This is a genomic window from Altererythrobacter sp. H2, assembly GCF_035319885.1.
Taxonomy (GTDB): domain Bacteria; phylum Pseudomonadota; class Alphaproteobacteria; order Sphingomonadales; family Sphingomonadaceae; genus 34-65-8.
On the sequence record NZ_CP141285.1, the window covers coordinates 1,558,727 to 1,584,595 of the forward strand.

Here is a 25,869-nt window from a genome sequence, read left to right on the forward strand (position 1 = left end):
CGATGGGCCAGATTGTCCTGCCGCTGGATCTGCGCCGCCCGGGCGACGCCACCCGCATTGTCGTGGGAACGGCCAATGCTGAAGTCATCGAGGCTCTCGGACGGCCCGAAAGCTGGCCTTTCCGGACCGCCGTTCTCACCGGACCGCCCCGCTCGGGCAAGTCGCTCCTGACCCGCTGGTTCGCCGCCGAGGGGCGGGGCGAGTCGATTGACGGGGCCGACTCAGTGGACGAGACGACCCTGTTCCACCGCTGGAACCGCGCGCAGGAAGATGGCCGGCCGCTGCTGCTGGTGGTCAACGGGGAGACATGGGATATCGCCCTGCCGGACCTGCGATCACGCATGGGGGCCGCCCTGCAGCTGCGGATCGGTGCGCCTGATGACGCAATGGTCGCGGCGCTGATCGAGGCCCATGCGCAGCAGCGGGGGCTTGTCCTTGGCGAAGGGGCGCTTACCTATCTCGTGCCGCGCACGACCCGCAGCTTCGCAGCGATAGAGCGGCTGGTGGAAACCATCGACCGGCTGAGCATGGAGCGCAAGGTACCGGCCACCCAGTCGGTCTGGCGGGATGCGCTGGAGGCAATCGAAGGACCGCGGCAGGCACGCTTGCTTTAGCGGTGGGGAAGTGGGAGTCTGCTTGCGATGTTTGACCGGCTGGCCGCCTATCTCGACTCGATCCGCGCCCGCGACCCGGCGCCCCGGTCGCGCTGGGAAATCCTGCTCTATCCTGGCGTGCTCGCACTGGGCCTTCACCGGGTGGCGCACTGGCTGTTCGAGGCAAAGCTCTATTTCCTTGCCCGGCTGGTGAACCATTTCAGCCGCTTCCTGACCGCGATCGACATCCATCCGGGCGCGACCATCGGGAAGAACTTCTTCATCGACCACGGCTTCACCGTGATTGGTGAAACCGCGCTGATCGGGGACAATGTGACCATTTACCAGTGCGTCACTCTGGGCGGCACCAATCCGACCAATGGCGTGGGCGGCAAGCGGCACCCGACCATTGAGGACAACGTGATCATCGGTTCCGGCGCACAGGTGATCGGCCCGATCACGGTCGGCAACCGGGCGCGGATCGGCGCCAATGCCGTGGTGACCGACGATGTCCCGGAAGGCGCCACCATGATCGGCCTCAAGGCCCGCTCGACCCTGGTGCCGGCCGAGCAATGGCTGCGCGAATTCATTCCCTATGGCACGCCCTGTGACGACCCTTGCGAGGAAGCTGCCGGCGTTGGCCGCGATTGCGTCGAGAAACTGGAGGGCGAACTGGCCGCCTTGCGGGCGGAAATTGCCGAGCTGCGGCAAGCGACCGGCGCTCGTGCTGTTCCGGCACCCCGGCGCAAGCGGACCGGTAGCTGATGCTGTCTGGCGGCGGCGGCGGGCAGGCTGGGGGGCCGGGCGGCACCATCGTTGCTTTCCCCTCAAGGCAGCCCGATCAGGTCGGCTTCTCGCGCGAGGAACTTTCGCGCATTCTCGATACCTACGGCCGGATGGTGTCGGCTGGGCAGTGGCGCGACTACGCGATGGATTTTACCCGCGACTTTGCCAGTTTCGCCGCATTCAAGCGCACCGCCGAACGCCCCCAGGCGCGAATCGAGAAACGACCGTCACTCCGTTCGCGGCAGGGTATGTGGACGCTTTACGGCGAACACGGCCAGGTGCTGAAGCGCGGCCACGACCTCGCGGGCGTGCTGGCTCCGATAGAGCGGCGTCTGGTAAAGGTGGTGACAGGCTAGCGCTCAGTCCCTTCGGTAGAGAAATGCGGTGGTGATGATCGAGGGGATGATCAGCCCCTTGAGATAGGACAATGGGTGGCGACCCGCGGTGAAATCCACGGGCAAGCCGCCGAAATGGGCCCAGTAATGGGTGGCGATCAGGCTACCGATGCTGAGCCACATTGCCGCCAGGGCGATCCGCTTGCCGAGCACGACCGCCGTCAGGCTGGCGACAATGGCGAGGCGTAAGGCCCCTTGGATCGCATTGTAGGTTGTATCGCTGCTCAAGCCGTTGCCCATGGCCAGATCGCGCAGCATCGTCAGATGGTAGAAGATCAGCAGCCCCGCAAGCGCCAGGATAATGACGTTCTGGAACAGCCGCAGTTTACCTTCGCGCGAGGCGGTCAGAAGATTCATGGCAGAGTCCCCACGCTGAAGGACGGGAGAAGGGCCGAGCAGTGCGTGCGGCCCCTCTCCCCCCATCAGACGATGTCAGGCCGCAAGGAGTGCTGTCACAGGAAGGCGCGATTGCAGATTGGTCGGCAATCCGCGCACGACCGACATCCGGATCGGGGTCCAGAAGGCTGACAGCGTCAGCAGGGCGGAACCGATCACCAGCGCTGTCAGGGCCACGTTAAGCTCGACCGCGCCGAACCGCTCGAACAGCGATCCGAGTGCGAACAGCACATAGGCCAGCGCCGAAACCAGCAATGCGCGCCGGTCCACCGCCAGCGCCACCAGGCCCATCGCCAGATACACCAGCAGCACGCCGAATGCAGCGCCCATGCCGATACTGTCGCCTTCGGTGACTCCGAGCCAGTGGAACAGCGGGTGGGCGATCATCGGCGCGGCCAGCAGGTGGAGCCAGAAGGCCACGTCGCTGCGCCGGGTCTGCCGTTCACGGTCGGTCATGTCCCACCGCATGGCGAAGGCGAATACCGAAACGCCGGCAATGAACACGAGCGGGATCAGGGCCTGCTCGGGCTCGATATTGTTCGGACCAATCGCTGCGACGATCAGGGCGACGACGGTGCCAGCAACTGCGGCGGTGCCGGCGGCGATGGTGATCGGCACCATGAACCTGCGCCAGTGCATCCACGCTGCCCCTGCGGTGACCAGCGCGGCGAGGGCGACCAGCGTCACCGCCACGCGCTCGTTGGTGCTGTCATCCCCCATCGCCATGACGATGAAGCCGAGCAAGGCCTCGAACACGCCGCCGACGAAGGCGAGAAGCAGCACAATGCTGGGCAGGGCCATGCGGCGCTGGCGGGTGAAGTATTCGGCCATGCCCCAGGCCGCAGCGGCGATCAGCATGCCCGAGAACGGGGGTGGGCCGTCAAGGCGCGGCGTGAAGGCCTGCCCGATCCCGGCCATGGCGACCAGCAGCAGGACGGCGGCAATAGTCACGAAGATGTCGTTGAAACTGTTGACGAGGCGGAAATTCTCCTCGTCAACCGATGGTGTGGGGTGGGCGGTGCGGACGGATTGGCGCAGCGCCTCGGCAGCGTCGGCGCTGATCGCACCGCTCGCCACTGCCTGGCGCAGGTCGTCTTCGGTATACATGGGTTACTCCTCCCCTGAGATGGGGATGGAGTAACCCCAGTGTATTATCGTGTCAATACAGTAAGGGTGTGCCGGCGTTTGTCCGGAACCCTGCACTAGCGCCAGATCAACGACAGCGGATACAACGCGATCATGTAAGTCAGCGCGCCTAGAACAAGCGGACGTTGCGGGGCGAACATGGCGATCAGCCCGACCGGAAAAGCCGACCAGATAATGACGAGCCGGCGCAAGTTGAACGGATCAGGAATCTCCATCATCGAGAAGATGACGATGAGCAGCGCCAGATTGCAGGTCAGCAGGCTGCCGATCACCGTGGCGCGGTTGCGTTCGAAATGGCCATCGATATCGGCCCAGTCTTCCGCATCCTTGGGGAATATCAGCGACGCCGCGACGTAGGCCACGGCGGTGACGACAAAGCCGCCGAACATGACTGGCCAGGTGACCGGCAAGACCGCCCGCAGCGCCCAGCCGTTCATCCAGAAACTGACGATGTCTAACGACACGAAGGTGCCGAGCAGCGCAGTCGGCCAGCCGATCAGGGTCCGGCGGCGCATGTGGAGTGCATTGGCGAGCCCGCCAAGCCCCTCGGCCAGCGCCAGCCCGAGCAGCAGCCCGAACAATGTCAGCAGGAATTCAAAGCCGTCCACCGCGCACGCCTATCCAACGCCCGCTAACAGGCTCCTGGAGCGTCGTATCGCAATGCTCGAATCGGTCAACCAATGTCGCGGCGGCCCGGACCGTGAGGTCCGGGCTCCGACACGAACCCTCAGCCCCGCGCCGAGCTCGGGCCGGTGCCGGTGACCTTCTGCATGGCCTTGAGGATGTTGGCGCTCTGCTCGCTGCCGCTCTGCGGGGCCATCAGGTTGCTGAAGGCCGAGATCTCTTCCCAGCGGGCTGCGAAGCCTTCCAGGGTGCGCTCTTCCTCGGGCAGCCAGACGGCGTCGTTCATCACCGTCCAGGCCGAGTGGTAACCACCGGCACCGGCGCCGACGATGGCGTTGGTGGGGGCGTCTTCGCTCACCAGGAACAGCGCAGCGGGGACCACGTTCACGGGATCGAACAGCTTGAAGGCCTCTTCCGGGAACAGGTCAGCGGTCATGCGGGTGCCCGCTACCGGCGAAAGGGTGTTCACGCGGATGTTGTACTTGCCGCCTTCGAGTTGCAGCGTCTTGGTCAGGCCCGCGAGGCCGAGCTTGGCTGCGCCGTAGTTGGCCTGGCCGAAGTTGCCGAACAGACCGGTCGACGAGGCTGTCATCAGGATGCGGCCATAGGCCTGCTCACGCATCAGTTCCCAGCACGCCTTGGTGGCCATGGCCGAGCCGGTCAGGTGGACCTTGACCACGAATTCGAAATCGGCCGGTTCCATCTTGGCGAACGTCTTGTCACGCAGCACGCCGGCGTTGTTGATCAGGACGTGCACGCCGCCCCACTTTTCCTTGGTCTTGGCAACCATTTCGACCATCTGGTCGTATTCGGTGACCGAACTGCCGTTGGCGACGGCTTCGCCGCCCATAGCCTCGATTTCCGAGACCACCTGGGCCGCCGCATCGGAGGTGCCGGTGCCATCGCGCGAGCCGCCGAGGTCGTTCACGACCACCTTTGCGCCGCGGCGCGCCAGCTCGAGCGCATATTCCTTGCCCAGTCCGCCACCGGCACCGGTAACGATGGCAACCTTGTCATTGAACGAAATGGTCATGGCATATCCTCCTGGTCGGCCGGTTCCGGCCTTACGTTAGCGTAAATGCGTGTGCCGGTTGGCAGTTTCCCGCGCGCGTTGCAACCGTGCTTTCGTCAGGGCGGGATGCCGTAGGGGCAGGGCGCTTCCTAGAGCGCCTCGAGGGCAGGAATGAGGCCATGCAGCGAATCGATGACGGCGTCCCCGCCCAGTTCGTGCGGCGCTCGGTCACAATAGCCATAAGCGGCGACCACGACCGGTACGCCTGCGCCCTTCGCGGCCGCGACGTCGTAGGTGGAATCGCCGATGAAGGCGAACGTCCCGCCACCACAGCGTGCCCGGGCCTCGATCACCGGGTCAGGCAGCGGCTTGGCGCGGAACTTCCCGTCCGGCCCTTTGCCCAGGCTGTCCCCGCCGATGATCGTGACGAACCGTTCGCTGAGGCCCAGCTGGCCCAGCAGCGCGGTGGCGAATGCTTCGAACTTGTTGGTTACCACCGCCAGCCTGGCCCCGCGCGCAGCCAGTTCGTCCATCGCCTCCAGCGCGCCGGGGTAGGGCACGGTGTGGACCGCGTTGTTCTCGGCGTAGAAACCGAGCATCTGCTTGTAGAGGGCATTGAATTCGGGTTCCGGCAGCCCGCCCAAATGTCCGGTCTGCGCCTCGACCGCGCGCGCCAGCATGACCTTGGCCCCGCCCCCGATCAGGTCCTTCGAGCTTTCGATCGAGACTTCATCGAGTCCGCCGATCCGCAGGGCATGGTTCACCGCTGCGCCGAGATCGCGGAAGGTGTCGCACAGGGTGCCGTCGAGATCGAAGCCGACCGCGCTGAAGGGAAATTGCGTCATCGCCCAGCGCGGTGGCGGATGGTTCTTCAAACGGCAAGCTTTTGGTGGCAAGGCGCCATCCGTTCTAAAGGAGCGTCCATGAGCAAGATTGCCGCCGTCATCCTCGCTGCGGGCAAAGGCACCCGCATGAAGAGTTCCCTGCACAAGGTCCTGCATCCGATTGCGGGCAAGCCGATGCTCGATCACCTGATGGCCTCGGTGGCTGCGCTGGAACCGGCACGGCAGGTGGTGGTGGTCGGCAGCGGGCGCGAACAGCTTGAGGCGGCTCTGGGGGACCGCGCGCTGACCTGCCTGCAGGAGCCGCAACTGGGCACGGGCCACGCGGTGCAACAGGCGGAAGACGCGCTGGCCGGATTTGAAGGCGACGTGCTGGTGCTCTATGGCGATGTGCCGTTCGTGCGGCCGGAGACGATGCAGCGGATGCTCGACCGGCTCCATGCGCCCGACGCCCCGGCGGTGGTGGTGCTCGCCTTCGCACCGGAGGACACGCTGCAATATGGCCGGGTGATCGCGGACGAGACCGGCCGCATCCTCAAGATGGTCGAGCACAAGGATGCGAGCGAGGAAGAGCGCCAGTGCCGGCTGTGCAATTCCGGCCTGATGGCGGCGCGCGCGGCGGACCTGTTTGGCTTGCTGGCGCGGGTCGGCAACGACAATGCACAGGGCGAATACTACCTCGTGGATGTGGTCAACGTAGCCAATGCCGACGGTCGGCACAGCGCGGTGGTGGTCACCGACGATCCGGACGAAGTGCAAGGCATCAACAGCCGCGGCGAGCTGGCCCAGGCCGAAGCGCGCTGGCAGCACCAGAAGCGAGAGTCGATGATGGCGGGCGGCGTCAGCCTGACCGCGCCGGAAACTGTCTTCTTCAGCCATGACACTGAAATTGACGCCGATGTCACAGTCGAACCGCATGTGGTTTTCGGCTCCGGCGTCAGCGTGGCCAGTGGAGCGCGCATCCGCGCGTTCAGCCACCTGGAAGGCGCGACCGTGGGCGAGGGCTGCGAAGTCGGCCCCTATGCCCGCCTGCGCCCGGGATCGGTGATGGAGCGCGGCAGCAAGGTTGGCAACTTCGTCGAGATGAAGAAGACCACGCTCGGTGCCGGCGCCAAGGCCAACCACCTGACCTACCTCGGCGATGCCGAAGTGGGCGCGGGGGCGAACATCGGCGCGGGGACGATCACCTGCAACTATGACGGCTACTTCAAGTACAGGACAGTGATTGGCGAACGCGCCTTCATCGGCTCCAACAGTGCCCTGATCGCGCCGGTGACCATCGGTGCTGACGCGATTGTCGCCGCCGGCAGCGCAGTGAGCCGCGATGTCGGCCCGGGCGACCTGCGGATGGTACGCGGCGAGCAGATCGTGAAGCCGGGCTGGGCCGACCGCTTCCACGATACGATGAAGAAGAAGAAGGCGGCGGAGAAGAAGTGAGTGCGCCCCGTTCCTTGCGAGGCGCCGCAGCAATCCAGGGACCTGCGCTTTGCTTCGCCAGGCCTGGCTCACCATGCCGGATGAAACCTGCTGGCTGTGCGGGCGCCCGTTCGACACGCTGATGCAGGCGCATCATCCCGTGCCAAAGGCCAAGAAGGGCAGGGGCACCGTGCCGGTCCACCCGATCTGCCATAAGGCGATCCACGCCAATTTCACCAACGGTGAGCTCGCTCGCATCGGGGATGACCGCGCGCGATTGCTGGAAAACGCCGCACTGGCGAAATTCGTCGAGTGGGTGGCAAACAAACCGCCCGATTTCCACGCGCCGACCCGCTGAGGCAGAGGAGGGCGGCCATGGCGGCCGCCCCCCAAATACGTGATCTTACTCGCCGCCTGCCGACCCGCCGAGTCGCTGGAGCAGGTAGACGAACTGGAGCGCCTGCAACTGTGCGCGCTGTTCGTTATCCACCCCGCCCGAATGGCCGCCGGTGGTCTCTTCATAATAGTAGTATGGCTGGCCCAGTTCCTTGAGCCGTGCCGCGCCCTTGCGCGCGTGCGCCGGGTGGGTGCGGTCGTCAGCGGTGGAGGCCCACAGGAACGGCGCGGGGAAGTCCACGCCCGCGACCAGCTTCTGGTAGGGTGAGTAGGGCTCGATCCAGGCGCGCTGTTCCGGAATGCGCGGGTCGCCATATTCGCCGATCCACGATGCCCCGCGTCCGATCAGGTGGTAGCGCAGCATGTCGAACAGCGGGATCTGCACGATCGCCGCGCCGAACAGGTCCGGCCGCTGGGTGAAGGCGGTGCCGACCAGCAGGCCGCCCTGGCTGCCGCCCTGGATACCGAGATGCTGCGGGCTGGTGATCTTGCGCGCCACCAGGTCGTCACCGATCGCGATGAAATCGTCCCAGGTCCGCTGCTTGTTCTCGCGGATTGCGGTCTGGTGCCAGTTCGGCCCGAACTCGCCGCCGCCGCGCATGTTGCCGAGCACATAGACCCCGCCACGCTCCAGCCACAGCTTGCCGGTGGTGCCAAGGTAGGCGGGCAGGCGGGGGACCTGAAAGCCCCCGTAGCCGGTCAGCAGGGTCGGCGCGGTGCCATCCAGCTTCATGCCCTTGGGCTTGACCACGAAGTAGGGGATCTTGGTCCCGTCCTTGCTGGTCGCTTCGTACTGGACCACTTCAGCCCCGGCCTTGTCGAAGTACGAGGGCGAGGTCTTCAGCACTTCCGCGGTTGCATCGGTGCCATCGCGGTAGAACAGGCGCGAGGGGTTGAGGAAGTCGGTGACGGTGAACATCACCTCGTCGCGCTCGTCGGACGAGGCGGCAATGGCGATGGTGGCGTTCTCCGGCAGGTCGACCGGGCTCTGCACCCATTTGCCATCGGCGAAGTCGAACTTCACCACCTTGCCGCGCACATTGTCGAGCAGGTTGACGTAGAGGCTTTCCGAAGTGACGGTTGCGCCCTGCTTGGTCTGGCGGTCAGCCGGGGCCCAGACGAGGGTCTTCTTCGCACCGTTGGGGTCGGCCTTGAACGCCTCCAGATCGACCGCGACGAGCGAATCCGCCGGGAAAGTCTGGCCTTGTGTTTCCCAGTCGACATCGGTCGAAAACAGGATGTGCCCGTCAACGATACCGTAAGGCGATGCCTTGAGCGGGATATCGAGCCGCAGCCAGTCACCATCCTTCTGGAAATAGTACTCGGTTTCGTGGAAGCTGACCGCGCGGAAGGCGGTCATGCCGTGGATCACGGCCTTGCCGTCGCGGAGCAGGCTGGCGCCGGACCACACGTCCTTGGGCGAGCCGCGGAAGATTTCCTGCGCCTGATCAATCGACTGGCCGCGCTTCCACACGCGGGTGGTGAAGGGATACTCGCTCTCGGTCTGGAGCGACGTGTCGAAGTTGCGGGTGACCAGCAGCGTGTCGCGGTCGATCCACTGGATGTTGCCCTGGCTTTCCGGCAGTTCGAAGCCGCCTTCCACGAACGACTTCGTGACCATGTCGAATTCGCGCAGCACGGTCGCGTCCTTGCCGCCGTCGCTCAGCGCGATCATGCACATCCGCTGTTCGGGCGGCAGGCAGGTCGAGCCCTGGTAGACCCATTCCTTGCCCTCGGCCTTGGCCAGGGCATCGACATCGAGCACGATCTCCCACTCGGGCTTGTCGGTGCGGTAGCTGGCGAGCGTGGTCTTGCGGACGAGGCCGCGCGGGTTCGCCTTGTCCTGCCAGAAATTGTACAGGCCGTCAGGGCGGATCGAGACGAACGGGATACGGTCTTCGCTGTCGAAGATCGCCAGCGCTTCGGCCTTCAGTTGCTCGAAGCGCGGATCCTTCGCCAGCAGGTCCATGGTCCGCTCGTTCTCGGCCTTGACCCAGGCGAGCGCTTCCTCGCTGCGGGCTTCCTCCAGCCAGATGTAGGGATCGACGTCTGCTTCGGCGACGGGGGTGGAGGCCACGTTTTCTCCTGTCTGCTGGGCGGCGAGGGGGGCTGTATGTGTCATGGCCCCAAGTGCGGTAAAGGCGAGCGAAGCCGCAAGCGCGCGGCGGGAAATGCTGGTCATGCGGTGTGTGCGTCCCTTTGCCATGATTATGGTCGGGCGGGACAATGCGGACAGGTGCCCCGCATGGCAAGGAGGTTCGCCGATGGAGGCAGACCGTTGGTCGATGCTTAGCCGAGCGCCCTCGTCAAGTAGCGGACGGTCTTGCCATTGGCGAGCGCGGCGCGACCTGCTTCGGCAAAGCCCGCCGCTGCATGGAACGCGTCGGACGCCGGATTCGGCGGATCGGAATTGATTTCGCAGGTCACCACCACGTGCCCTGCGTGACCGGCCAGTTCAAACAGTTGGGCGTAGAGCTGACGCGCGAGGCCTTGGCCGCGCGCATCTGCCGCAACAATGATCCGGTCAACATAGACGAAGCGGTTGTACCGGTCCCTGAACCAAAGGAAATTGGGACTGTCGTAATCGGCGTGCTGGTCAAAGGCGATCAGAAGGGCCTGCGCCAAGGGCACGTGCAGCGCCACGAAGGCGGTGCCGACCATACGCTCGAGCCGTGAACGTTCGAGCCATGACGTTTCCACCGCGCTTCGATTGTTGAGATCAAGTAGAGCTTCGCTTAACCCCGGGGAGCATTTAAGCGCTCCGGGGTTAAGCCGTAAACCGGTCAACCCTCGACGTGCTCGGCCAGCACGGTCAGGCCGTTCTCGCCGACTTCGGCAAAGCCGCCGCGCACTTCGATCAGTTCGGGCGCGCTGCCTTCGGTCTTGTAGACCTGCACCGCGCCGTCGCGGATCGTGCTCATGAACGGCGCGTGGCCTTCCAGCACACCGAATTCGCCTTCGGTGCCGGGGACGACCACCATGTGGACGTCCTCGGAGCGAACCAGGCGGGCCGGGGTGACGAGTTCGAAGTGCAGTGCCATTTGATCAGGCGTCCTCAGCCATCTTCTTGGCCTTGGCGACCGCGTCCTCGATCCCGCCGACCATGTAGAAGGCGCTTTCGGGCAGGTGGTCGTATTCGCCGTCAACCACTGCCTTGAAGCTCTTCACGGTGTCTTCCAGCTGGACGAACTTGCCCGGGATGTTGGTGAACACTTCGGCCACGTGGAACGGTTGGCTGAGGAAGCGCTGAATCTTGCGCGCGCGGGCGACAGTCAGCTTGTCCTCTTCCGACAACTCGTCCATCCCGAGAATGGCGATGATGTCCTGCAGGCTCTTGTACTTCTGAAGCGTTTCCTGGACGCGGCGGGCGGTTTCGTAATGCTCCTGGCCGACGACGCGCGGCTCGAGCACGCGGCTGGTCGAGTCGAGCGGGTCCACCGCCGGGTAGATGCCCAGCTCCGAAATCGCGCGGCTCAGCGTGGTGGTCGCGTCCAAGTGGGCGAACGAGGTGGCCGGGGCCGGGTCGGTAAGGTCGTCCGCGGGAACGTAGATCGCCTGCACCGAGGTGATCGAACCCTTGGTGGTGGAGGTGATGCGTTCCTGCAGGTTGCCCATGTCGGTCGACAGGGTCGGCTGGTAGCCCACTGCCGAAGGAATACGGCCGAGCAGCGCCGACACTTCCGAACCCGCCTGGGTGAAGCGGAAGATGTTGTCGACGAAGAACAGCACGTCCTGGCCTTCTTCATCGCGGAAGTATTCCGCCATGGTCAGGCCCGAGAGTGCGACGCGGGCACGCGCGCCCGGAGGCTCGTTCATCTGGCCGAACACGAGCGCGACCTTGGAGCCTTCGCTGGTGGCGTTGCCGTCAGCGTCCTTGGCGATAACGCCGGCGTCGAGGAATTCGTGGTAGAGGTCGTTGCCTTCGCGGGTGCGCTCACCCACACCAGCGAACACCGACACGCCGCCGTGGCCCTTGGCGATGTTGTTGATGAGTTCCTGGATCAGCACGGTCTTGCCCACGCCGGCGCCGCCGAACAGGCCGATCTTGCCGCCCTTGGCGTAAGGGGCGAGCAGGTCGATCACCTTGATCCCGGTGACGAGAATGGCCGCTTCGGTCGACTGATCGACGAAAAGTGGGGCTTCGGCATGGATCGGCGAGGTCTTTTCGGCGCCAATCGGGCCGCGCTCGTCAATCGGCGCACCGATCACGTTCATGATCCGGCCCAGCGTCTTGGGGCCGACCGGCACCGAGATCTGCGCGCCGGTGCTGACCACGGTCTGGCCGCGCGTCAGGCCTTCGGTCGCGTCCATCGCGATGGTGCGGACGGTGTTCTCGCCCAGGTGCTGGGCGACTTCGAGCACCAGCGTCTGGCCGTTGTTGCTGGTTTCCAGCGCGGTGAGAATCGCGGGCAGTTCGCCGGGGAACTGCACGTCGACGACGGCGCCGATGACCTGGCTGATGGTGCCGTTGGTGATCTGGTTGAGGACGGGTGCGGTGGCCATTTTGGTTTCCTTAGCCTTCAAATTAGAGCGCTTCGGCGCCGAGTTCTTGCCGTTGCTACAGCGCTTCCGCGCCAGCAATGATTTCAATGAGTTCAGTCGTGATCGCCGCCTGACGCTGGCGGTTGTAAACGATCGTGAGCTTCTGGATCAGCTCGCCAGCATTGCGGGTGGCGTTGTCCATGGCGGTCATCGACGCGCCCTGTTCGCTCGCCTCGCGTTCGATCAGCGCGCCGAAGATCTGAGTCTTGACGTAACGCGGCAGCAGTTCTTCGAGGATTTCTTCCTCGCCCGGTTCGTACTCGACCACTGCGTCGGTCTCGGTCGCCGTGGCCGGGACAGGGATCAGCTGCACCGTGGTCGGATCCTGCGCCAGCGCCGACTTGAAGGTCGGGTAGAGCAGGTGTGCCACGTCAAACTGACCAGCCTCGAACATGCCGATCAGTTCAGCGGCGATGGCATCGGCTTCCTCGAACCCAGGCTGCTTGACCGTGCTGGTGTCGAACCCGGTGCCAATCTGGCTGGCGAAATCGCGCTTGAGCGGGGCACGGCCCTTCTTGCCGACGAGGTAGAAGGCCACGTCCTTGCCTTCGGCCATCAGCGCGCGGGCGCGCAGCTTGGCTTCCTTGACCAGGTTGGAGTTGAGACCGCCGCACAGGCCCTTGTCGGTGTTGACGACCACCAGCAGGTGGCGCTTGTCACCGCCGGTGCCAGCCAGCAGTTTGGGCGCGCTGTCCCCGCTGACCTTGCCGGCAAGCGAGGCCATCACGGCGGAGAGCCGCGCGGCGTAGGGGCGGGCGGCTTCCGCTGCCGCCTGGGCACGGCGCAGCTTGGCCGCAGCGACCATCTGCTTGGCCTTGGTGATCTTCTGGGTCGACTTGACCGAGTTGATCCGACCCTTGAGTTCCTTGAGCGAGGCCATTTCGGCTCCCTAGTTTACGCTTGGACTCAGGCGAACTGCTTGGCGAAGGCATCCAGCGCCGCAACAGTCTTGGACTTGGCTTCGTCGCCAAAGTCCTTGGTGTCGCGGATCAGGGCCAGCACGTCGGCATGTTCGTTGCGCATGAAGCTGAGCATGGCGGCTTCGTATTCCGTCACCCGGTCGGTTGCCACGGCATCGAGATAGCCGTTGGTGCCGGCGAAGATCGACACGGTCTGCTCTTCGAACGGCATCGGGCTGAACTGCTTCTGCTTGAGCAGCTCGGTCAGGCGGGCGCCGCGGTTGAGCAGCTTCTGCGTCGACGCATCGAGGTCCGAACCGAACTGGGCGAAGGCCGCCATTTCGCGGTACTGCGCCAGGTCGAGCTTCATCGAGCCGGCCACCTTCTTCATCGCCTTGGTCTGCGCGGCACCGCCGACGCGGCTGACCGACAGGCCGACGTTGATCGCCGGGCGGATGCCCTGGTAGAACAGGCCGGTTTCGAGGAAGATCTGGCCGTCGGTGATCGAGATCACGTTGGTCGGAATGTAGGCCGACACGTCGCCTGCCTGGGTTTCGATGATCGGCAGCGCGGTGAGCGAACCGGCGCCTTCGGCATCGTTCATCTTCGCCGCACGCTCCAGCAGGCGGCTGTGGAGATAGAACACGTCGCCCGGATAGGCTTCGCGGCCCGGCGGGCGGCGCAGCAGGAGCGACATCTGGCGGTAGGCGACGGCCTGCTTGGAAAGGTCGTCGTACACGATCACGGCGTGCATGCCGTTGTCGCGGAAGTACTCACCCATGGCGCAGCCGGTGTAGGGCGCGAGGTACTGCAGCGGGGCCGGCTCCGAAGCGGTCGCGGCAACCACGATGGAATATTCCATCGCGCCGTTCTCTTCGAGCTGCTTCACGATCTGGGCCACGGTCGAACGCTTCTGGCCAACGGCGACATAGACGCAGTAGAGCTTCTTCTTCTCGTCGTCGCCCGCGTTGACTTCCTTCTGGTTGATGAAGGTATCGATCGCGACGGCGGTCTTGCCGGTCTGGCGGTCACCAATGATCAGCTCGCGCTGGCCGCGGCCAACCGGAACCAGCGCGTCAACCGCCTTGAGGCCGGTCTGCACGGGCTCATGCACCGACTGGCGCGGGATGATGCCGGGGGCCTTCACTTCGACGCGGCTGCGCTTCTCGGCGACGATCGGGCCCTTGCCGTCGATCGGGTTGCCGAGCGCGTCGACCACGCGGCCGAGCAGGCCCTTGCCGACCGGAACGTCCACGATGGTGCCGGTCCGCTTGACGCTGTCGCCTTCCTTGATCTCGCTGTCCGAGCCGAAGATCACGACGCCGACGTTATCGGCTTCAAGGTTCAGGGCCATGCCCTGCACGCCATTGGCGAACTCGACCATTTCACCGGCCTGGACCTTGTCGAGGCCGTGGATGCGGGCGATACCGTCACCGACCGAGAGCACCGAGCCGACTTCCGAGACTTCCGCCTCGGTGCCGAAGTTGGCGATCTGGTCCTTGATGACCTTGGAGATTTCAGCGGCGCGGATTTCCATGGGTTGTGCCTTCAGCCTTTCATCGCGTGCGCGAGGGAATTGAGACGGGTGCGGATCGAGCCATCAATACGCTTCGATCCGATGGTGACGACCAGGCCGCCGAGCAGGTCGGGGTCAACCGTGGTCGAAATCTTCACAGTGCGGCCTTCGCGGGCCGTGAGCTTCGCCTTGAGCGTTTCAAGCTGGCCGTCGGTCAGGGCGCGGGCGCTGCTGACCTCGGCGGTCACTTCGCCGCGCTGGGCAGCAGCAATGGCGCGGAAGGCGCGGATCATGCCGGGCAGATCGCCGAGCCGGCGGTTGTTCGCCAGCACACCCAGGAAGCGGGTGGTAAGCTCCGACAGCTTGAGCGTTTTGGCGACCGCGCCCACCGCTGCACCCTGTGCCGCACGGCTAAGCTGCGGGTTGGTGGTGGCAGCACGCAGGTCTGCCGATTCGGCCAGCGCCGCAGCCAGAGTGTCGAGGTCCGATTCGACAGCGGTGACCGTCCCGGCCTCGCTCGCGAGATCGAACAGGGCCGAGGCGTAACGCCCTGCCAGGCTAGCCTGAATACCGGCGGAAATCTCCACGCGTCTCTCGTCCTCTAGGTCCGGAAAATAACGATGCTGTGCCCGGGCCGATATGGGTGACCTTAGGTCTCCCCGGCAGGCAGGCGCGCGCCTAGCACCGCCTATGCTGCGATGCAACCCGGACTTGGCCGGTGCTGTGAGGAAACGTTTGATCCGGGCACGCCAGCAGCCCGGATTGGCCAGACGGACGGGTCAGTTGCCTGCCGCCGTGCAGGAATAGACCAGTCGCTCATTGGGCTGGTCGGGCAGCTGGGCGGTGACGGAACCTTGCAGGTCCCCCAGCCGGGCGGCCGCTCCCGCGCTGCCGCAGGATGGCGGTTCGTACTGGCTGCGGGCCTTGCGCGCAGCCGTCATGGCGGTCCGGCCCAGCAGATAGCGGTCGGTGCGGTAGGTCATGCCGTCAGGGTCGAACCGGCTGACTGATACGGCATCATCGTCATTCGGCACGAACACCCGCGCCCATTCGCCTGCGGCAAGACCATATTGTGTGCGCCCGTTGACGCAGCCGTCATCCTGCCAGCCGAATTCCAGCTCCCGGTCAGGTGCGCCTGTAACCCGGCTGCGCGCGAGGTCGAGCGTGCAGAGCAGGGTACCCTCCGGCGCGCTGGCAGATCCCGCAGGGTTTTCGCCAGCGTCCGGAGCGGCCAGGCGGGCCTCGACCCGGCGGTCCACTTCGTCGAGGCCCGGGCGGGTGAACCAGAGCGCGGCAGCGGTTACTGCCGCAATCGCGGCGATCGTGCCGGCCACCATCATCCTCCGCTCGGCACCGGGGTCTGTTTCCCGGTCAGCCGTCCTCGCCCGCCATGCGAGTGTTCCCGATCCTGCTGCGACCAGCACCAGCAGGAAAGCCAGCGCCATCGTATTCTCGCGCTCTGTCTGGACTTCTGCGCTTTCCTCCAGCCTGGCGCGGTCACGCCGTTCGCGCACTTCGTCACGGCTGGCGTCAAGCTGCTGGCGCGATTCCGCCTCCTCTCGCGCCAGCCGGGCCTGCTCGGCCTCGTCGAGTTCGGACAGGCTGCGGCACGGCAGGTCGTTGACCTGGGCTGTTACCCCGTTGGCCTCCAGGAACGGCAGCAATTCCCGGTTCGACACCGCAAAGAAGAACTCCGCATCGGAAGCGTCGCCCTCCGCGCCGAAACTGTTGACCCCAAGCACCCGCCCGCACGGGTCCAGCAGCGGTCCGCCCGAATTGCCTCGTGCGATTGCAGCGGTGTGGAGCAGGGTGTCGAACTGGCGGCTCGGCCGGGACCCGGCCAGCGCGCCGCGGCTTTTGACCGGGGGCTGCGAGCGGAAGATGTCGCCGATCTCCAGCCCCTGTGCCCGGTCGACATTCATCGGATAGCCGACCGCGATGGCATCACCGCTGTCACGGGAAGCGTTCCCGGCAATCGTCAGCGGTGGCAGGCGCAGCGAGCCGGTGAGTTCGACCAGCGCCAGGTCGTTGCGCGGGCTGACGGCGATGATCCGCCCGAACACCGCCTCGTCGCCTTCCGCCGGAACCACCCCGATCCGCAGCGAATCGTCCATTGCCGCTGCCTGCACGACGTGGGCATTGGTCACGATCCGGCGGGGCGAGACGGCGAAACCGGTGCCATGGCTGAGCGGGATAATCTCTTCCCCGTCACTTCCCATGATTACCACCCGCACCACCCCGCGCGCAGCGGCGTCGATATCGGCCGGGTCCGCCTGCGCCAGCGACGGGAGGAAGAGGCCGATCAGTAGGGCGAGGGCGGCAAGGCAGCGGTTCATCGCGCTGTTCTGGCGCGGGCTCGCTTGGACCGCAAGCTTTGGGGCTTTGATCGCAAGCTTCGGGATGAACTGCGTCGTGCGCTGTGGCATGGGCTGGGCATGGAACGGAACCAACAACTGGATGATGAGGCGCGCTGGCGGATTGCGCTGGCCAAGGACCGCCGGTTCGACGGCGTGTTCGTGACCGGAGTCCACTCGACCGGGATTTACTGCCGCCCGTCCTGCCCGGCGCGCGCGCCCCGGCGGGAGAACGTGCGCTTCTATCCCGGACCACCGGAGGCCGAAGCGGCGGGCCTGCGCGCCTGCAAGCGGTGCGCGCCCGACCAGCAGAGCCGCGAGGAAGCCGCGGTGCGCGCCGTCATCGACATGCTCCGGCAAAGCGAAGCCCCGGTGCGCCTGGACCGGCTTGGCTTTGCAACCGGCTACTCCCCGGCCCATCTCCAGCGCCTGTTCACCCGCGCCACCGGGCTTTCCCCCGCCGCTTACCAGCGCGCGCTGAAGCAGGCACGGGCGGACGAGGCGCTCAGCGCCGCCGGGTCCGTGACCGAGGCCTTATATATGGCGGGCTATGCAGCGCCGTCCCGTTTCTATGATGCACGGAAAGGTTCAGGCATGGCAGCAGCGGTATGGCGCAAGGGGGGGGCGGGGCAGGTGCTCCACTGGGCGGTGGTGGAGACGAGCGTCGCCCCGATGCTGGTGGCGGCAACAGACAAAGGGGTGTGCCTGCTTGCCTTCAACGAAGGCGAGGCGGACTTGCGCCGCCGGTTCCCCCAGGCCCGGCTGGAGCCAGCGGGTGAACCTTTCCGCGATCTGTTCGCCCGGGTGGCGGCTGCGGTGGAGCAGCCCGGCACGGGCCACGACATACCGCTCGACGTTCAGGGCACTGCCTTCCAGCAGCGGGTATGGCAGGCGCTGCGTGCAATCCCGCCGGGCGAGACGCGCAGCTATGGTGAATTGGCCGCGCTGCTCGGCAACCCGAAGGCCAGCCGCGCAGTGGGCGGGGCGAACGGCGCAAACCACGTCGCCGTCCTCATCCCCTGCCACCGCGTGATCGCCGCAGACGGAGGGCTGGGGGGGTACGCCTATGGGACGCAAATCAAGGCGGAACTGCTCAAGCGGGAGGGGCGGGAATAGGCAGAGCCTTGCGCCCGGGAGCAAGGCTCTGGCGCTCGCCACACGTTTTCGCACTTGCAGCACAGCCCCCGTGACCGTAAACGGTCGCCGTTCACCGGACCCGGCCTGGCCGGGAGGCTCGGCCCGGCGCCTATCCCCGGGATAACTCTCCAGACCGGCTGTCGCAGCACTGCCAGAGCGCCCCTCCGCCCTTTCAGGGCACTGCGCCGATGTGCGACCGGTTGGTCCGAATCCCCATAAGGCACACATGCCCGATATAACCGCATTGCAGCGCGAGTGGCTGTCCAATCCCCGGCGCGATATTCTCGCCGGGATCGTCGTCGCACTGGCGCTGATCCCCGAAGCAATCGGCTTCTCGATCATCGCCGGGGTCGATCCGCGCGTCGGCCTCTACGCTTCGTTTTCGATCGCGGTGATCATTGCGCTGGTTGGCGGACGGCCGGGCATGATTTCGGCGGCCACGGCGGCGGTCGCCGTGATCGTGGTTCCGCTGGTGCGCGAGCACGGGGTTGAATACCTGTTCGCGGCGACAGTGCTGATGGGCGTGATCCAGGCCATCGCCGGATTCCTGCGGCTGCACCTGCTGATGCAGTATGTCTCCCGCTCGGTGATTACCGGCTTCGTCAATGCCCTGGCGATCCTGATCTTCATCGCCCAGTTGCCCGAGCTGATCGGTGTGCCGGCGGAGACCTATGTTCTGGTCGCAGCGGGCCTGGCTGTGATTTACCTGCTGCCGCGCCTGACCAGGGCTGTGCCCTCTCCGCTGGTGGCGATCGCGGTCCTGACGGCCGTGGTCTATTTTGCCGGTATCGACGTGCGCAGCGTGGGCGACATGGGCGAATTGCCAAATTCGCTGCCCGCCTTCCTGATCCCCGATGTGCCGTTCACGCTTGAGACCTTGCAGATCATCCTGCCCTATTCCGCCACGATGGCTGCGGTCGGCCTGATCGAGTCGATGCTGACCGCACAGATCGTCGATGACCTCACCGATACGCCCTCGGACAAGCAGCGCGAGATGAAGGGCCAGGGCATTGCCAACTTCGTGACCGGTTTTTTCGGCGGGATGGGCGGCTGTGCAATGATCGGCCAATCGGTGATCAACGTGAAGTCGGGCGGCGAGACCCGGCTTTCGACCTTCACCGCCGGGGTGTTCCTGCTGTTCCTCCTGCTGGTGCTGGGGCCGCTGGTGGCGATCATCCCGATGGCGGCGCTGGTCGGCGTGATGATCATGGTGTCGATCGGCACGTTCTCGTGGCGCTCGATCAAGGATATCCGCCACCATCCGTGGCAGTCGTCCGTGGTGATGATCGTGACGGTGGTGGTGGTCGTGTGGACCCACGACCTGGCCCAGGGCGTGCTCGCCGGTGTGATCCTGTCCGGCCTGTTCTTTGCCGGCAAGGTCAGGCAGCTGTTCACGGTGGCGACGGACCTGTCGGCGGATGGCCGAACCCGCACCTACCGGATCGAAGGGCAGGTGTTCTTCGCCTCGTCCGACCGGTTCGTGGAAGCATTCGACTACAAGGAAGTGCTCGACCGGGTGGTGATCGATGTCAGCCAGGCCCATTTCTGGGATATTTCGGCGATGGGCACGCTCGACAAGGCGATCCTCAAGTTCCGCCGCGAAGGCACGGCGGTCGAGGTGCGCGGGCTCAATGAAGCAAGTACCGTCATGATCGAGCGTTATGCCACGCACGACAAGCCGGGCGCCGAAGCGCAGCTGGGAGGCCACTGATGGGAGAGACAGCCATGGAACACGTTCTCGCGGCAATCGACGCCTCGGCCTATGCCGCCAGCGTGTGCGGCTATGCCGGATGGGCAGCCAGGCGGCTGTCGCTGCCGGTGGAACTGCTCCACGTCGTCCAGCGGCAGGACCCGGTCACGGCACGGCGTGACCTGTCCGGAGCAATCGGGCTGGGCGTCAAGAGCGACCTGATGGAAGAGCTGGTCCGCCTGTCCGAGGAAAGCAGCCGGACCGAGATCGAAAAGGGCCGGGTCCTGCTGGCAGCCGGCGAGCAGATGCTGCGCGAAGCCGGCATTGCCGAGATCAGGCCGCTTCACCGCCACGGCGGGGTGGTCGAGACCATCCTCGAACGCGAGGATAACGCCCGCGTGGTGGTGATGGGCAAACGAAGGGTGGGGCATGAGTTCGCCTCCGACCATATCGGCTCGATGATCGAACGGGTGGTGCGCGCCAGCGCCAAGCCGGTGCTGGTCGCCTCGCGCCGCTATGCCCAGCCGCAGCATGTCGTGTTCGCTTACGATGCCAGCCCGGCTGCCGACCGGGCGCTGGAACGGCTGGCCAATTCGCCGCTGTTTTCGGGCCTGCCGGTCACGATCGTGATGGCCGAGGCAGAGGGCGAGGCAAAGCGCGAGGCAAAGCGCGCCCAGCTAGCCCGGGCCGAAGCGGCCTTTGCAGCCGACCACCCCGTGACCGTGCTGCTGGAGCGCGGCAAGGCGGACCAGGTGATCCCCGCCGTGGTCGCCGCGACCGAGGATGCCCTGCTCCTGATGGGCGCTTACGGCCATTCCCCGATCCGGCGGTTGATCGTCGGCAGCACGACCACCGAGATGGTGCGCACGGTCAAGGCCCCGGTGTTGATGGTGCGTTGACGGGCTCGTCTGCATCTGCCGGTTCGTGGCCTGTCAGCCCTGTGACGACCGTTAGCCACATTCGCTATCGCTCCCGCGGATGGGCACTGCGATAGGTTTCCAGCAGAGTTGCGGCATCCACCCTGGTGTAGATCTGGGTCGAGCCGAGCGAGGCGTGGCCGAGAAGTTCCTGCAAGGATCGCAGGTCGGCTCCTGCCCCCAGCAGGTGTGTGGCGAAGCTGTGGCGCAGGGCATGGGGTGTGGCGGTAGCGGGCAGGCCCAGTGCCTTGCGCGCATTTGCCATCGCTTTCTGCACCACGCCCTGGCTGAGCGGGCCGCCCTTGGCCCCGCGAAACAGCGGCCCGGCCGGGGGAAGGGGCCAGGGGCAACGGTGCGCGTAGTCCGCCACGGCATCGCGCACCACGGGCAGGACTGGCACTACGCGCTGCTTGTTGCCCTTGCCGGTTACCACAAGGGTCTCGCCAAGCGGCAGCGCCGCTGCGGGCAGCGCCAGCGCCTCCGCGATCCGCAGACCTGCGCCGTAGAGGAGCAGCAGCACCGCCCGGTCCCGCGCGCCGATCCAGTCCTGCGCCGCGAGACCGTTCACCAGATCGGCCAGATTGATCGCTTCGTCAGGCGTGACCGGTCGCGGCAGGCCCTTCTTGATGCGCGGGCCGCGCACCCGGGGTGCGCGCGCCTCGGGGTCGCCGGCTTGTGCGCGTCCGAATGTGACAAAGGCTTTCAGCGCCGAGAGTTCGCGGGCCGCGCTGGCATTGCCGATCCCTTCTGCCCGTCGGGCGGCGAGGTGGCCGCGCAGCGCCGGACCTTCAATCCGGGCGAGGGCGGCCCACTCCTCAATCCCGCTGGCGTCAAGCAGGTGGGCAGCACAGGAAACGTAGGCACGCACGGTATGGGGCGACCGGCGCCTGCCGGTGGTCAGGTGCGTACGCCAGGCCTCCAGCAGGTCGGCTGCGCTCATCCGGTTACCATTTCGCCCGGCACCAGCGCGTCGAGCAGGGCGTCCAGCAGGGGCATGCCATGCGGGGTCACGCCGATCCGGTCGCCTTCACGCCAGACGAGGCCGCTGCCAGCGTGGAGCCGGAACGCCGCCCAGTCCATGATCGCATCCTGCGGCCGGCCAAATCGCTGCGCCATAGCTGCTATATCGACCCCTTCAGCCAAGCGCAGCCCCATCAGCAGGGCCTCGACGATCTGCTCATTGCGCCCCAGGGCGCGCTCTTCCTGCACGCCGTGTCCGGCGCGGGCCACCGCATCGAGCCAGTTCTCCGGCTTGCGGTGACGCTGGGTCGCCATCCCGCCGCGCCGCCCGTGTGCCCCCGGGCCGATTCCGGCATAATCCTGGTAACGCCAGTAGGCGAGGTTGTGGCGGCTTTGCTCGCCGGATCGGGCGTGGTTGCTGATCTCGTAGGCCGGAAGGCCTGCGGCCACGGTGAGCTCGCGTGTCATCTCGAACAGGTCGGCAGCGGCCTCGTTGTCGAGCGGGATCAATCTGCCCAGCCGGACATCGGTTTCGAAGCGGGTGCCCGGCTCGATGGTCAGTTGATAGAGCGACAGGTGCCCGGTGCCAAAAGCGAGGGCGCGGCTGAGCTGGTCCCCCCATTGGTCCGTGGTCTGGCCGGGCAGGGCATAGATCAGGTCGAAGCTGACCCGGCGGAAATGCTGCTGCGCCACGGTCAGCGCGGCCATGCCTTCGTGTGCGTCGTGCAGTCGGCCAAGGAAGCGCAAGGCCTCGTCTTCCAGTGATTGCAGCCCGAGCGAAGCGCGGTTGACCCCTGCCGACGCGAGATCGGCATAGGCCGCAGCCTCCACGGACGACGGATTGCCCTCCAGCGTGATCTCGATATCGGGCGCGAAGCCCCACAGTTTCTCGGCTTCGCCCAGCAGCGCCTCGACCAGCGCCGGGGGCATCAGCGACGGCGTGCCGCCGCCGAAGAATATGCTTTCCAGCGGCGCTCCGCCCGCCAGGGCAGCTTCATGCCGCATGTCCGCCAGCAGGGCCCTGCGCCACAGGTCGTGATCCACACTCTCGCGGACATGGCTGTTGAAGTCGCAATAGGGGCACTTGCGGGCGCAGAACGGCCAGTGGATGTAGAGCGCGCGGGCCATGATGGCGTTCTAGCGCCCGAACTGCCTTTTAGCCAAACTGTTCGCTAACCAGCTTGGCGAAGGCATCGGCGCGGTGGCTGATCCGGTGCTTTTCGTCCGGGTCGATTTCGGCAAAGGTCTGCTCGCCGCCAGTCGGCACGAAAACCGGATCGTACCCGAAGCCCAGCTTGCCGCGCGGCGGCCAGGTAAGGGTGCCTTCGCAGCGGCCCTCGTAGACCGCGTGCTCGCCATCCGGCCAGGCAATCGCCAGCACGCAGTGGAAGGCGGCGCTCCGGCCTGTCTCCGGGCCGAGTTCCTGCAGCATCCCCTCGACCTTGCCCATCGCCATGTACCAGTCGCGCCCCGGTGCTCCCTCGAACCATTGGCGCTGCGCCCAGTCAGCGGTGTAAACCCCGGGCCGGCCGCCCAGTGCGTCGACTGACAGTCCGCTGTCGTCCGCCAGCGCAGCGAGACCCGACGCCTGCGCTGCCGCCTGCGCCTTGATCAGCGCATTCTGGACGAAGGTCGTGCCCGTTTCCGCAGGCTCCGGCAGGCCGAGCGATCCGGCACTGATGCATTTGACGCCGTACGGCTCCAGCAGCGCGGAAATCTCCTTGAGCTTCCCTGCGTTGTGCGTCGCAATGACAAGCGTGCCGGAGCCGAGACGGCGGGTCATTTGCGCACGGCATCCAGCTGCGCGGTGAAGATCCGGTCGCATCCGATCCGGGCGAGGCGGAGCAGGCGCAGCAGGCCCTCTTCGTCATATGTCTCGCCCTCGGCAGTCGCCTGAACCTCGGCAATCTTACCGCCCGAAATCAGCACGAAGTTTGCATCGGCATCGGCGCCCGAGTCCTCGATATAGTCGAGGTCGAGCACCGGGGTGCCCTTGTGGATGCCGCAGCTGATCGCAGCAACTTGCGCGGCAATCGGGTCTGCAGCCAGATCGCCTGCGGCAATCATCTTGTCGGTCGCCAGCTTGAGCGCCACCCATGCGCCGGAAATGGCCGCCGTCCGCGTGCCGCCATCGGCCTGCAGGACGTCACAATCGAGCGTGATCTGCCGCTCCCCCAGTTTGCGCAGGTCAACCACCGCGCGCAAGGACCGCCCGATCAGGCGCTGGATTTCCTGTGTCCGCCCGCTCTGCTTGCCCTTGGCCGCTTCGCGCTGTCCGCGCGTGTGGGTGGCGCGGGGCAGCATCGAGTATTCCGCCGTGACCCAGCCTTCGCCCTTGCCGCGCAGCCATGGCGGGGTCCGCTCTTCGACACTGGCGGTGCACAGCACGCGCGTATCGCCGAAGCTGACCAGGCAGGAGCCTTCGGCATGGCGGGTAAAGCCCGTTTCGATGGTAATGGCGCGCATTTCGTCAGGCGCACGGCCGGAAGGTCGCATGGGTTTTCCTGTCTGTCAGATTCGAATCGGCCCGCGTTAGGCGCTTGCCCCTTGAGGCTGCAAGGGTAGTGGCTACAAAAGACTTATGGCATCCCCACCGCTCACTGACCTGACTGACCGCGCGCGGGAGATTTTCCGCCTGGTGGTGGAGGGCTATCTCGACAGCGGCCAGCCGGTCGGCTCGAAGACACTGGCGGGGCCAAGGGCAGATGGCGGGGGCCGTCTGAACCTTTCGCCGGCCTCGATCCGCTCGGTGCTGGCAGAGCTGGAAGTGCTCGGCCTGCTGGCTGCGCCGCACACCAGTGCCGGGCGAATGCCGACCGAAACCGGCCTGCGGCTGTTTGTTGACGGGATGATGCAGGTGGCCGAGCCCACGGCGAGCGAGAGGGAGGCGATTGAGAAGCGGCTCGGCGCGCCCGGCCCGATCGAGGCGGCGCTGGAGACGACCAGCGCGCTTCTGTCCGACCTTTCGGGGGCGGCAGGAATGGTGATGGTGCCGACGCGCGAGCCGCGCCTTGCCCAGCTATCACTTGTCAGCCTTGGGCAGAACCGGGCGCTTGCCGTGCTCGTGGGTGAGGACGGCGGCATCGAGAACCGGGTGGTCGATCTGGCAGTTGCGGCCACTGCGTCCCAGTTGGAGCAGGCGAGCAACTACATCACGGCGCGCCTGGCGGGGCGCACGCTGGCCGAAGCATCGGCGGCGATGCGGAGGGAACTTGCCTCAGGCCAGTCGCAGCTCGATTCGGCCAGCCGCGCGCTGGTGGAGCGCGGCCTCGCAGTATGGAGCGAGGACGCGGCCCGCCGCCCGGTGCTGATCGTGCGGGGGGCATCCAACCTGCTCGACGAGGCCGCGCTGCAGGACATCGAGCGGGTCCGGCAACTGCTCGACGATCTCGAAAGCAAGCAGTCGGTCGCCGAACTGCTCGACAGCGCGCGCGAGGCCGAAGCCACGCGCATTTTCATCGGCAGCGAGAACCGCCTGTTCGCGCTCAGCGGGTCGTCGGTGATCGCCTCGCCCTATCGTGATCGGGAAGGGCGGGTGGTCGGAGTACTGGGGGTGATCGGGCCTACCCGATTGAATTACGCGCGCGTCGTCCCCATGGTGGATTTCACCGCCCGATCGCTGGGCAAACTCATCGGATAGATACGAAAAGACCATGACTGAAGACGACAAGCGGCCGCAAGACGACGCCGCGCAAAAGGAACTCGAAGGCGTGCCCGAACATATGCTGGATCAGGGCGACGACGAATCAGGCGAAAGCTCCGGTCTGGCTGAGGCATTGGCAGCCCTGCGCGCCGATCTGGATGCGGCCAAGCAGGACGTGCTCTATGCCCGGGCCGAAACGCAGAACGTGCGCCGCCGGATGGAGAAGGATATTGCCGACGCGCGCACTTATGCCGCCACCGGCTTTGCCCGCGACATCCTGTCGGTATCCGACAACCTGGCCCGCGCACTCGATGCCCTGCCCACCGACACGCGCGAGGACGACAAGCTGAAAGGCTTCGTGATCGGGATCGAGGCAACCCAGCGCGAGCTGGACAAGATCTTCGGCCAGCACGGGGTTACCCGGATCGCCTCGGTTGGCTTGCCGCTCGACCCGAACCAGCACCAGGCCATGCTGGAGGTTCCCAGCAACGATCACGAGCCCGGCACGGTGGTGCAGGAAATGCAGGCTGGCTACATGATCCGGGACCGCCTGCTGCGCCCGGCCATGGTCGCTGTGGCAAAGAAGCCCGACTGATTACACACAG

Annotated in this window: 27 protein-coding genes and 1 other annotated feature; of the genes, 10 read left to right on the plus strand and 17 right to left on the minus strand. The window is 66.0% G+C overall.

Annotation, left to right across the window (positions count from 1 at the left end; translation table 11 throughout):
* Window positions 1–2 precede the first annotated feature (2 nt).
* From U4960_RS07985 to U4960_RS07995, 3 genes are read left to right on the plus strand one after another with little or no spacing between them, the layout of a single operon-like run.
* The gene (locus tag U4960_RS07985) at window positions 3–614 is read left to right on the plus strand and encodes an HdaA/DnaA family protein (RefSeq protein WP_324263009.1); all 612 of its coding nucleotides are present in this window, start codon (window positions 3–5) and stop codon (window positions 612–614) included.
* Between the two features lie 27 nt (window positions 615–641).
* On the plus strand, window positions 642–1,358 hold the full coding sequence (epsC, locus tag U4960_RS07990; protein ID WP_324263010.1) for a serine O-acetyltransferase EpsC: 717 nt from the start codon (window positions 642–644) through the stop codon (window positions 1,356–1,358).
* Window positions 1,358–1,735, plus strand: a complete 378-nt coding sequence (locus U4960_RS07995; RefSeq protein ID WP_324263011.1) for a DUF2794 domain-containing protein — start codon at window positions 1,358–1,360, stop codon at window positions 1,733–1,735. The genes epsC and U4960_RS07995 overlap by 1 nt, the downstream gene beginning before the upstream one ends.
* Before the next feature lie 3 nt (window positions 1,736–1,738).
* On the opposite strand, the gene U4960_RS08000 is transcribed toward U4960_RS07995, so the two are convergent.
* The 5 genes from U4960_RS08000 to U4960_RS08020 form a co-directional block, all read right to left on the minus strand.
* Window positions 1,739–2,131 (minus strand): hypothetical protein, encoded by a 393-nt coding sequence (locus U4960_RS08000; protein ID WP_324263012.1) that lies wholly within the window; start codon window positions 2,129–2,131, stop codon window positions 1,739–1,741.
* A 75-nt stretch (window positions 2,132–2,206) separates the two neighbouring features.
* Window positions 2,207–3,277 (minus strand): hypothetical protein, encoded by a 1,071-nt coding sequence (locus U4960_RS08005; RefSeq protein WP_324263013.1) that lies wholly within the window; start codon window positions 3,275–3,277, stop codon window positions 2,207–2,209.
* A 95-nt stretch (window positions 3,278–3,372) separates the two neighbouring features.
* Window positions 3,373–3,924 (minus strand): hypothetical protein, encoded by a 552-nt coding sequence (locus tag U4960_RS08010; protein ID WP_324263014.1) that lies wholly within the window; start codon window positions 3,922–3,924, stop codon window positions 3,373–3,375.
* A 119-nt stretch (window positions 3,925–4,043) separates the two neighbouring features.
* Window positions 4,044–4,973, minus strand: coding sequence for an SDR family NAD(P)-dependent oxidoreductase (locus U4960_RS08015; protein ID WP_324263015.1), 930 nt, complete (start codon window positions 4,971–4,973; stop codon window positions 4,044–4,046).
* Window positions 4,974–5,101: 128 nt separating this feature from the next.
* On the minus strand, window positions 5,102–5,797 hold the full coding sequence (locus U4960_RS08020) for an HAD family hydrolase (protein WP_324263016.1): 696 nt from the start codon (window positions 5,795–5,797) through the stop codon (window positions 5,102–5,104).
* 78 nt (window positions 5,798–5,875) lie between these two features.
* Here U4960_RS08020 and glmU point away from each other — a divergent pair, with 78 nt between their 5' ends.
* Both glmU and U4960_RS08030 read left to right on the plus strand, forming a co-directional pair.
* Window positions 5,876–7,231, plus strand: coding sequence for a bifunctional UDP-N-acetylglucosamine diphosphorylase/glucosamine-1-phosphate N-acetyltransferase GlmU (glmU, locus tag U4960_RS08025; RefSeq protein WP_324263017.1), 1,356 nt, complete (start codon window positions 5,876–5,878; stop codon window positions 7,229–7,231).
* 49 nt (window positions 7,232–7,280) lie between these two features.
* A complete protein-coding gene (locus U4960_RS08030) occupies window positions 7,281–7,568 on the plus strand; it encodes an HNH endonuclease (RefSeq protein ID WP_324263018.1) in 288 nt (95 codons plus the stop codon).
* Between the two features lie 45 nt (window positions 7,569–7,613).
* Here the strand turns inward: U4960_RS08030 and U4960_RS08035 are convergent, their stop codons facing one another.
* The 8 genes from U4960_RS08035 to U4960_RS08070 all read right to left on the minus strand — a co-directional run bounded on the left by U4960_RS08035 (window position 7,614) and on the right by U4960_RS08070 (window position 16,899).
* The gene (locus U4960_RS08035; RefSeq protein ID WP_324263019.1) at window positions 7,614–9,728 is read right to left on the minus strand and encodes a prolyl oligopeptidase family serine peptidase; all 2,115 of its coding nucleotides are present in this window, start codon (window positions 9,726–9,728) and stop codon (window positions 7,614–7,616) included.
* Between the two features lie 167 nt (window positions 9,729–9,895).
* Window positions 9,896–10,267 carry a GNAT family N-acetyltransferase gene (locus tag U4960_RS08040; RefSeq protein WP_324263020.1) on the minus strand — a complete coding sequence of 124 codons (372 nt, stop codon included), beginning with the start codon at window positions 10,265–10,267 and terminating at the stop codon, window positions 9,896–9,898.
* A 122-nt stretch (window positions 10,268–10,389) separates the two neighbouring features.
* Window positions 10,390–10,647, minus strand: a complete 258-nt coding sequence (locus U4960_RS08045) for an ATP synthase F1 subunit epsilon (protein WP_324263021.1) — start codon at window positions 10,645–10,647, stop codon at window positions 10,390–10,392.
* A 4-nt stretch (window positions 10,648–10,651) separates the two neighbouring features.
* On the minus strand, window positions 10,652–12,109 hold the full coding sequence (gene atpD / locus U4960_RS08050) for a F0F1 ATP synthase subunit beta (RefSeq protein WP_324263022.1): 1,458 nt from the start codon (window positions 12,107–12,109) through the stop codon (window positions 10,652–10,654).
* Between the two features lie 55 nt (window positions 12,110–12,164).
* Window positions 12,165–13,028 (minus strand): F0F1 ATP synthase subunit gamma, encoded by an 864-nt coding sequence (locus U4960_RS08055; protein WP_324263023.1) that lies wholly within the window; start codon window positions 13,026–13,028, stop codon window positions 12,165–12,167.
* A 26-nt stretch (window positions 13,029–13,054) separates the two neighbouring features.
* Window positions 13,055–14,584 (minus strand): F0F1 ATP synthase subunit alpha, encoded by a 1,530-nt coding sequence (gene atpA / locus U4960_RS08060; protein WP_324263024.1) that lies wholly within the window; start codon window positions 14,582–14,584, stop codon window positions 13,055–13,057.
* Between the two features lie 11 nt (window positions 14,585–14,595).
* Window positions 14,596–15,150, minus strand: coding sequence for a F0F1 ATP synthase subunit delta (locus tag U4960_RS08065; protein WP_324263025.1), 555 nt, complete (start codon window positions 15,148–15,150; stop codon window positions 14,596–14,598).
* Between the two features lie 192 nt (window positions 15,151–15,342).
* A complete protein-coding gene (locus tag U4960_RS08070; RefSeq protein WP_324263026.1) occupies window positions 15,343–16,899 on the minus strand; it encodes a S1C family serine protease in 1,557 nt (518 codons plus the stop codon).
* A 99-nt stretch (window positions 16,900–16,998) separates the two neighbouring features.
* Here U4960_RS08070 and U4960_RS08075 point away from each other — a divergent pair, with 99 nt between their 5' ends.
* From U4960_RS08075 to U4960_RS08085, 3 genes are all read left to right on the plus strand, one after another.
* Window positions 16,999–18,033, plus strand: coding sequence for a bifunctional transcriptional activator/DNA repair enzyme AdaA (locus U4960_RS08075; RefSeq protein ID WP_324263082.1), 1,035 nt, complete (start codon window positions 16,999–17,001; stop codon window positions 18,031–18,033).
* Between the two features lie 93 nt (window positions 18,034–18,126).
* Window positions 18,127–18,180, plus strand: a sequence feature (sul1 is cis-regulatory element that is thought to sense ions involved in sulfur or methionine metabolism; They are found in Alphaproteobacteria).
* A gap of 100 nt (window positions 18,181–18,280) precedes the next feature.
* Window positions 18,281–19,765, plus strand: a complete 1,485-nt coding sequence (locus U4960_RS08080; RefSeq protein ID WP_324263027.1) for a SulP family inorganic anion transporter — start codon at window positions 18,281–18,283, stop codon at window positions 19,763–19,765.
* The gene (locus U4960_RS08085; RefSeq protein ID WP_324263028.1) at window positions 19,765–20,643 is read left to right on the plus strand and encodes a universal stress protein; all 879 of its coding nucleotides are present in this window, start codon (window positions 19,765–19,767) and stop codon (window positions 20,641–20,643) included. Before U4960_RS08080 ends, U4960_RS08085 begins: the two co-directional genes overlap by 1 nt.
* Before the next feature lie 64 nt (window positions 20,644–20,707).
* Here the strand turns inward: U4960_RS08085 and U4960_RS08090 are convergent, their stop codons facing one another.
* Genes U4960_RS08090 through rph form a run of 4 tightly spaced genes read right to left on the minus strand, consistent with a single transcriptional unit; the run spans window position 20,708 to window position 24,117 of the window.
* On the minus strand, window positions 20,708–21,601 hold the full coding sequence (locus U4960_RS08090; protein ID WP_324263029.1) for a tyrosine recombinase XerC: 894 nt from the start codon (window positions 21,599–21,601) through the stop codon (window positions 20,708–20,710).
* Window positions 21,598–22,749 (minus strand): radical SAM family heme chaperone HemW, encoded by a 1,152-nt coding sequence (gene hemW, locus U4960_RS08095; RefSeq protein WP_324263030.1) that lies wholly within the window; start codon window positions 22,747–22,749, stop codon window positions 21,598–21,600. The genes U4960_RS08090 and hemW overlap by 4 nt, the downstream gene beginning before the upstream one ends.
* 28 nt (window positions 22,750–22,777) lie before the next feature.
* Window positions 22,778–23,404: an RdgB/HAM1 family non-canonical purine NTP pyrophosphatase gene (rdgB, locus tag U4960_RS08100; RefSeq protein WP_324263031.1), complete on the minus strand. Its 627-nt coding sequence runs from the start codon at window positions 23,402–23,404 to the stop codon at window positions 22,778–22,780.
* On the minus strand, window positions 23,401–24,117 hold the full coding sequence (rph, locus tag U4960_RS08105) for a ribonuclease PH (protein ID WP_324263032.1): 717 nt from the start codon (window positions 24,115–24,117) through the stop codon (window positions 23,401–23,403). The genes rdgB and rph overlap by 4 nt, the downstream gene beginning before the upstream one ends.
* 85 nt (window positions 24,118–24,202) lie before the next feature.
* Between rph and hrcA the strand changes: the two genes are divergently transcribed.
* Window positions 24,203–25,261, plus strand: a complete 1,059-nt coding sequence (gene hrcA, locus U4960_RS08110) for a heat-inducible transcriptional repressor HrcA (protein WP_324263033.1) — start codon at window positions 24,203–24,205, stop codon at window positions 25,259–25,261.
* Window positions 25,262–25,274: 13 nt separating this feature from the next.
* A complete protein-coding gene (locus U4960_RS08115; protein ID WP_324263034.1) occupies window positions 25,275–25,859 on the plus strand; it encodes a nucleotide exchange factor GrpE in 585 nt (194 codons plus the stop codon).
* The last annotated feature ends 10 nt before the right edge of the window (window positions 25,860–25,869 follow it).

Coding starts and splice junctions, on each gene's coding strand:
- U4960_RS07985 (WP_324263009.1), top strand. CDS start 3: ATGGGCCAGATTGTCCTGCCGCTGGATCTGCGCCGCCCGGGCGACGCC.
- epsC (WP_324263010.1), top strand. CDS start 642: ATGTTTGACCGGCTGGCCGCCTATCTCGACTCGATCCGCGCCCGCGAC.
- U4960_RS07995 (WP_324263011.1), top strand. CDS start 1,358: ATGCTGTCTGGCGGCGGCGGCGGGCAGGCTGGGGGGCCGGGCGGCACC.
- U4960_RS08000 (WP_324263012.1), bottom strand. CDS start 2,131: ATGAATCTTCTGACCGCCTCGCGCGAAGGTAAACTGCGGCTGTTCCAG.
- U4960_RS08005 (WP_324263013.1), bottom strand. CDS start 3,277: ATGTATACCGAAGACGACCTGCGCCAGGCAGTGGCGAGCGGTGCGATC.
- U4960_RS08015 (WP_324263015.1), bottom strand. CDS start 4,973: ATGACCATTTCGTTCAATGACAAGGTTGCCATCGTTACCGGTGCCGGT.
- U4960_RS08020 (WP_324263016.1), bottom strand. CDS start 5,797: ATGACGCAATTTCCCTTCAGCGCGGTCGGCTTCGATCTCGACGGCACC.
- glmU (WP_324263017.1), top strand. CDS start 5,876: ATGAGCAAGATTGCCGCCGTCATCCTCGCTGCGGGCAAAGGCACCCGC.
- U4960_RS08035 (WP_324263019.1), bottom strand. CDS start 9,728: ATGACACATACAGCCCCCCTCGCCGCCCAGCAGACAGGAGAAAACGTG.
- U4960_RS08040 (WP_324263020.1), bottom strand. CDS start 10,267: ATGGTCGGCACCGCCTTCGTGGCGCTGCACGTGCCCTTGGCGCAGGCC.
- U4960_RS08045 (WP_324263021.1), bottom strand. CDS start 10,647: ATGGCACTGCACTTCGAACTCGTCACCCCGGCCCGCCTGGTTCGCTCC.
- atpD (WP_324263022.1), bottom strand. CDS start 12,109: ATGGCCACCGCACCCGTCCTCAACCAGATCACCAACGGCACCATCAGC.
- U4960_RS08055 (WP_324263023.1), bottom strand. CDS start 13,028: ATGGCCTCGCTCAAGGAACTCAAGGGTCGGATCAACTCGGTCAAGTCG.
- atpA (WP_324263024.1), bottom strand. CDS start 14,584: ATGGAAATCCGCGCCGCTGAAATCTCCAAGGTCATCAAGGACCAGATC.
- U4960_RS08070 (WP_324263026.1), bottom strand. CDS start 16,899: ATGAACCGCTGCCTTGCCGCCCTCGCCCTACTGATCGGCCTCTTCCTC.
- U4960_RS08075 (WP_324263082.1), top strand. CDS start 16,999: ATGGAACGGAACCAACAACTGGATGATGAGGCGCGCTGGCGGATTGCG.
- U4960_RS08080 (WP_324263027.1), top strand. CDS start 18,281: ATGCCCGATATAACCGCATTGCAGCGCGAGTGGCTGTCCAATCCCCGG.
- U4960_RS08085 (WP_324263028.1), top strand. CDS start 19,765: ATGGGAGAGACAGCCATGGAACACGTTCTCGCGGCAATCGACGCCTCG.
- U4960_RS08090 (WP_324263029.1), bottom strand. CDS start 21,601: ATGAGCGCAGCCGACCTGCTGGAGGCCTGGCGTACGCACCTGACCACC.
- hemW (WP_324263030.1), bottom strand. CDS start 22,749: ATGGCCCGCGCGCTCTACATCCACTGGCCGTTCTGCGCCCGCAAGTGC.
- rdgB (WP_324263031.1), bottom strand. CDS start 23,404: ATGACCCGCCGTCTCGGCTCCGGCACGCTTGTCATTGCGACGCACAAC.
- rph (WP_324263032.1), bottom strand. CDS start 24,117: ATGCGACCTTCCGGCCGTGCGCCTGACGAAATGCGCGCCATTACCATC.
- hrcA (WP_324263033.1), top strand. CDS start 24,203: ATGGCATCCCCACCGCTCACTGACCTGACTGACCGCGCGCGGGAGATT.
- U4960_RS08115 (WP_324263034.1), top strand. CDS start 25,275: ATGACTGAAGACGACAAGCGGCCGCAAGACGACGCCGCGCAAAAGGAA.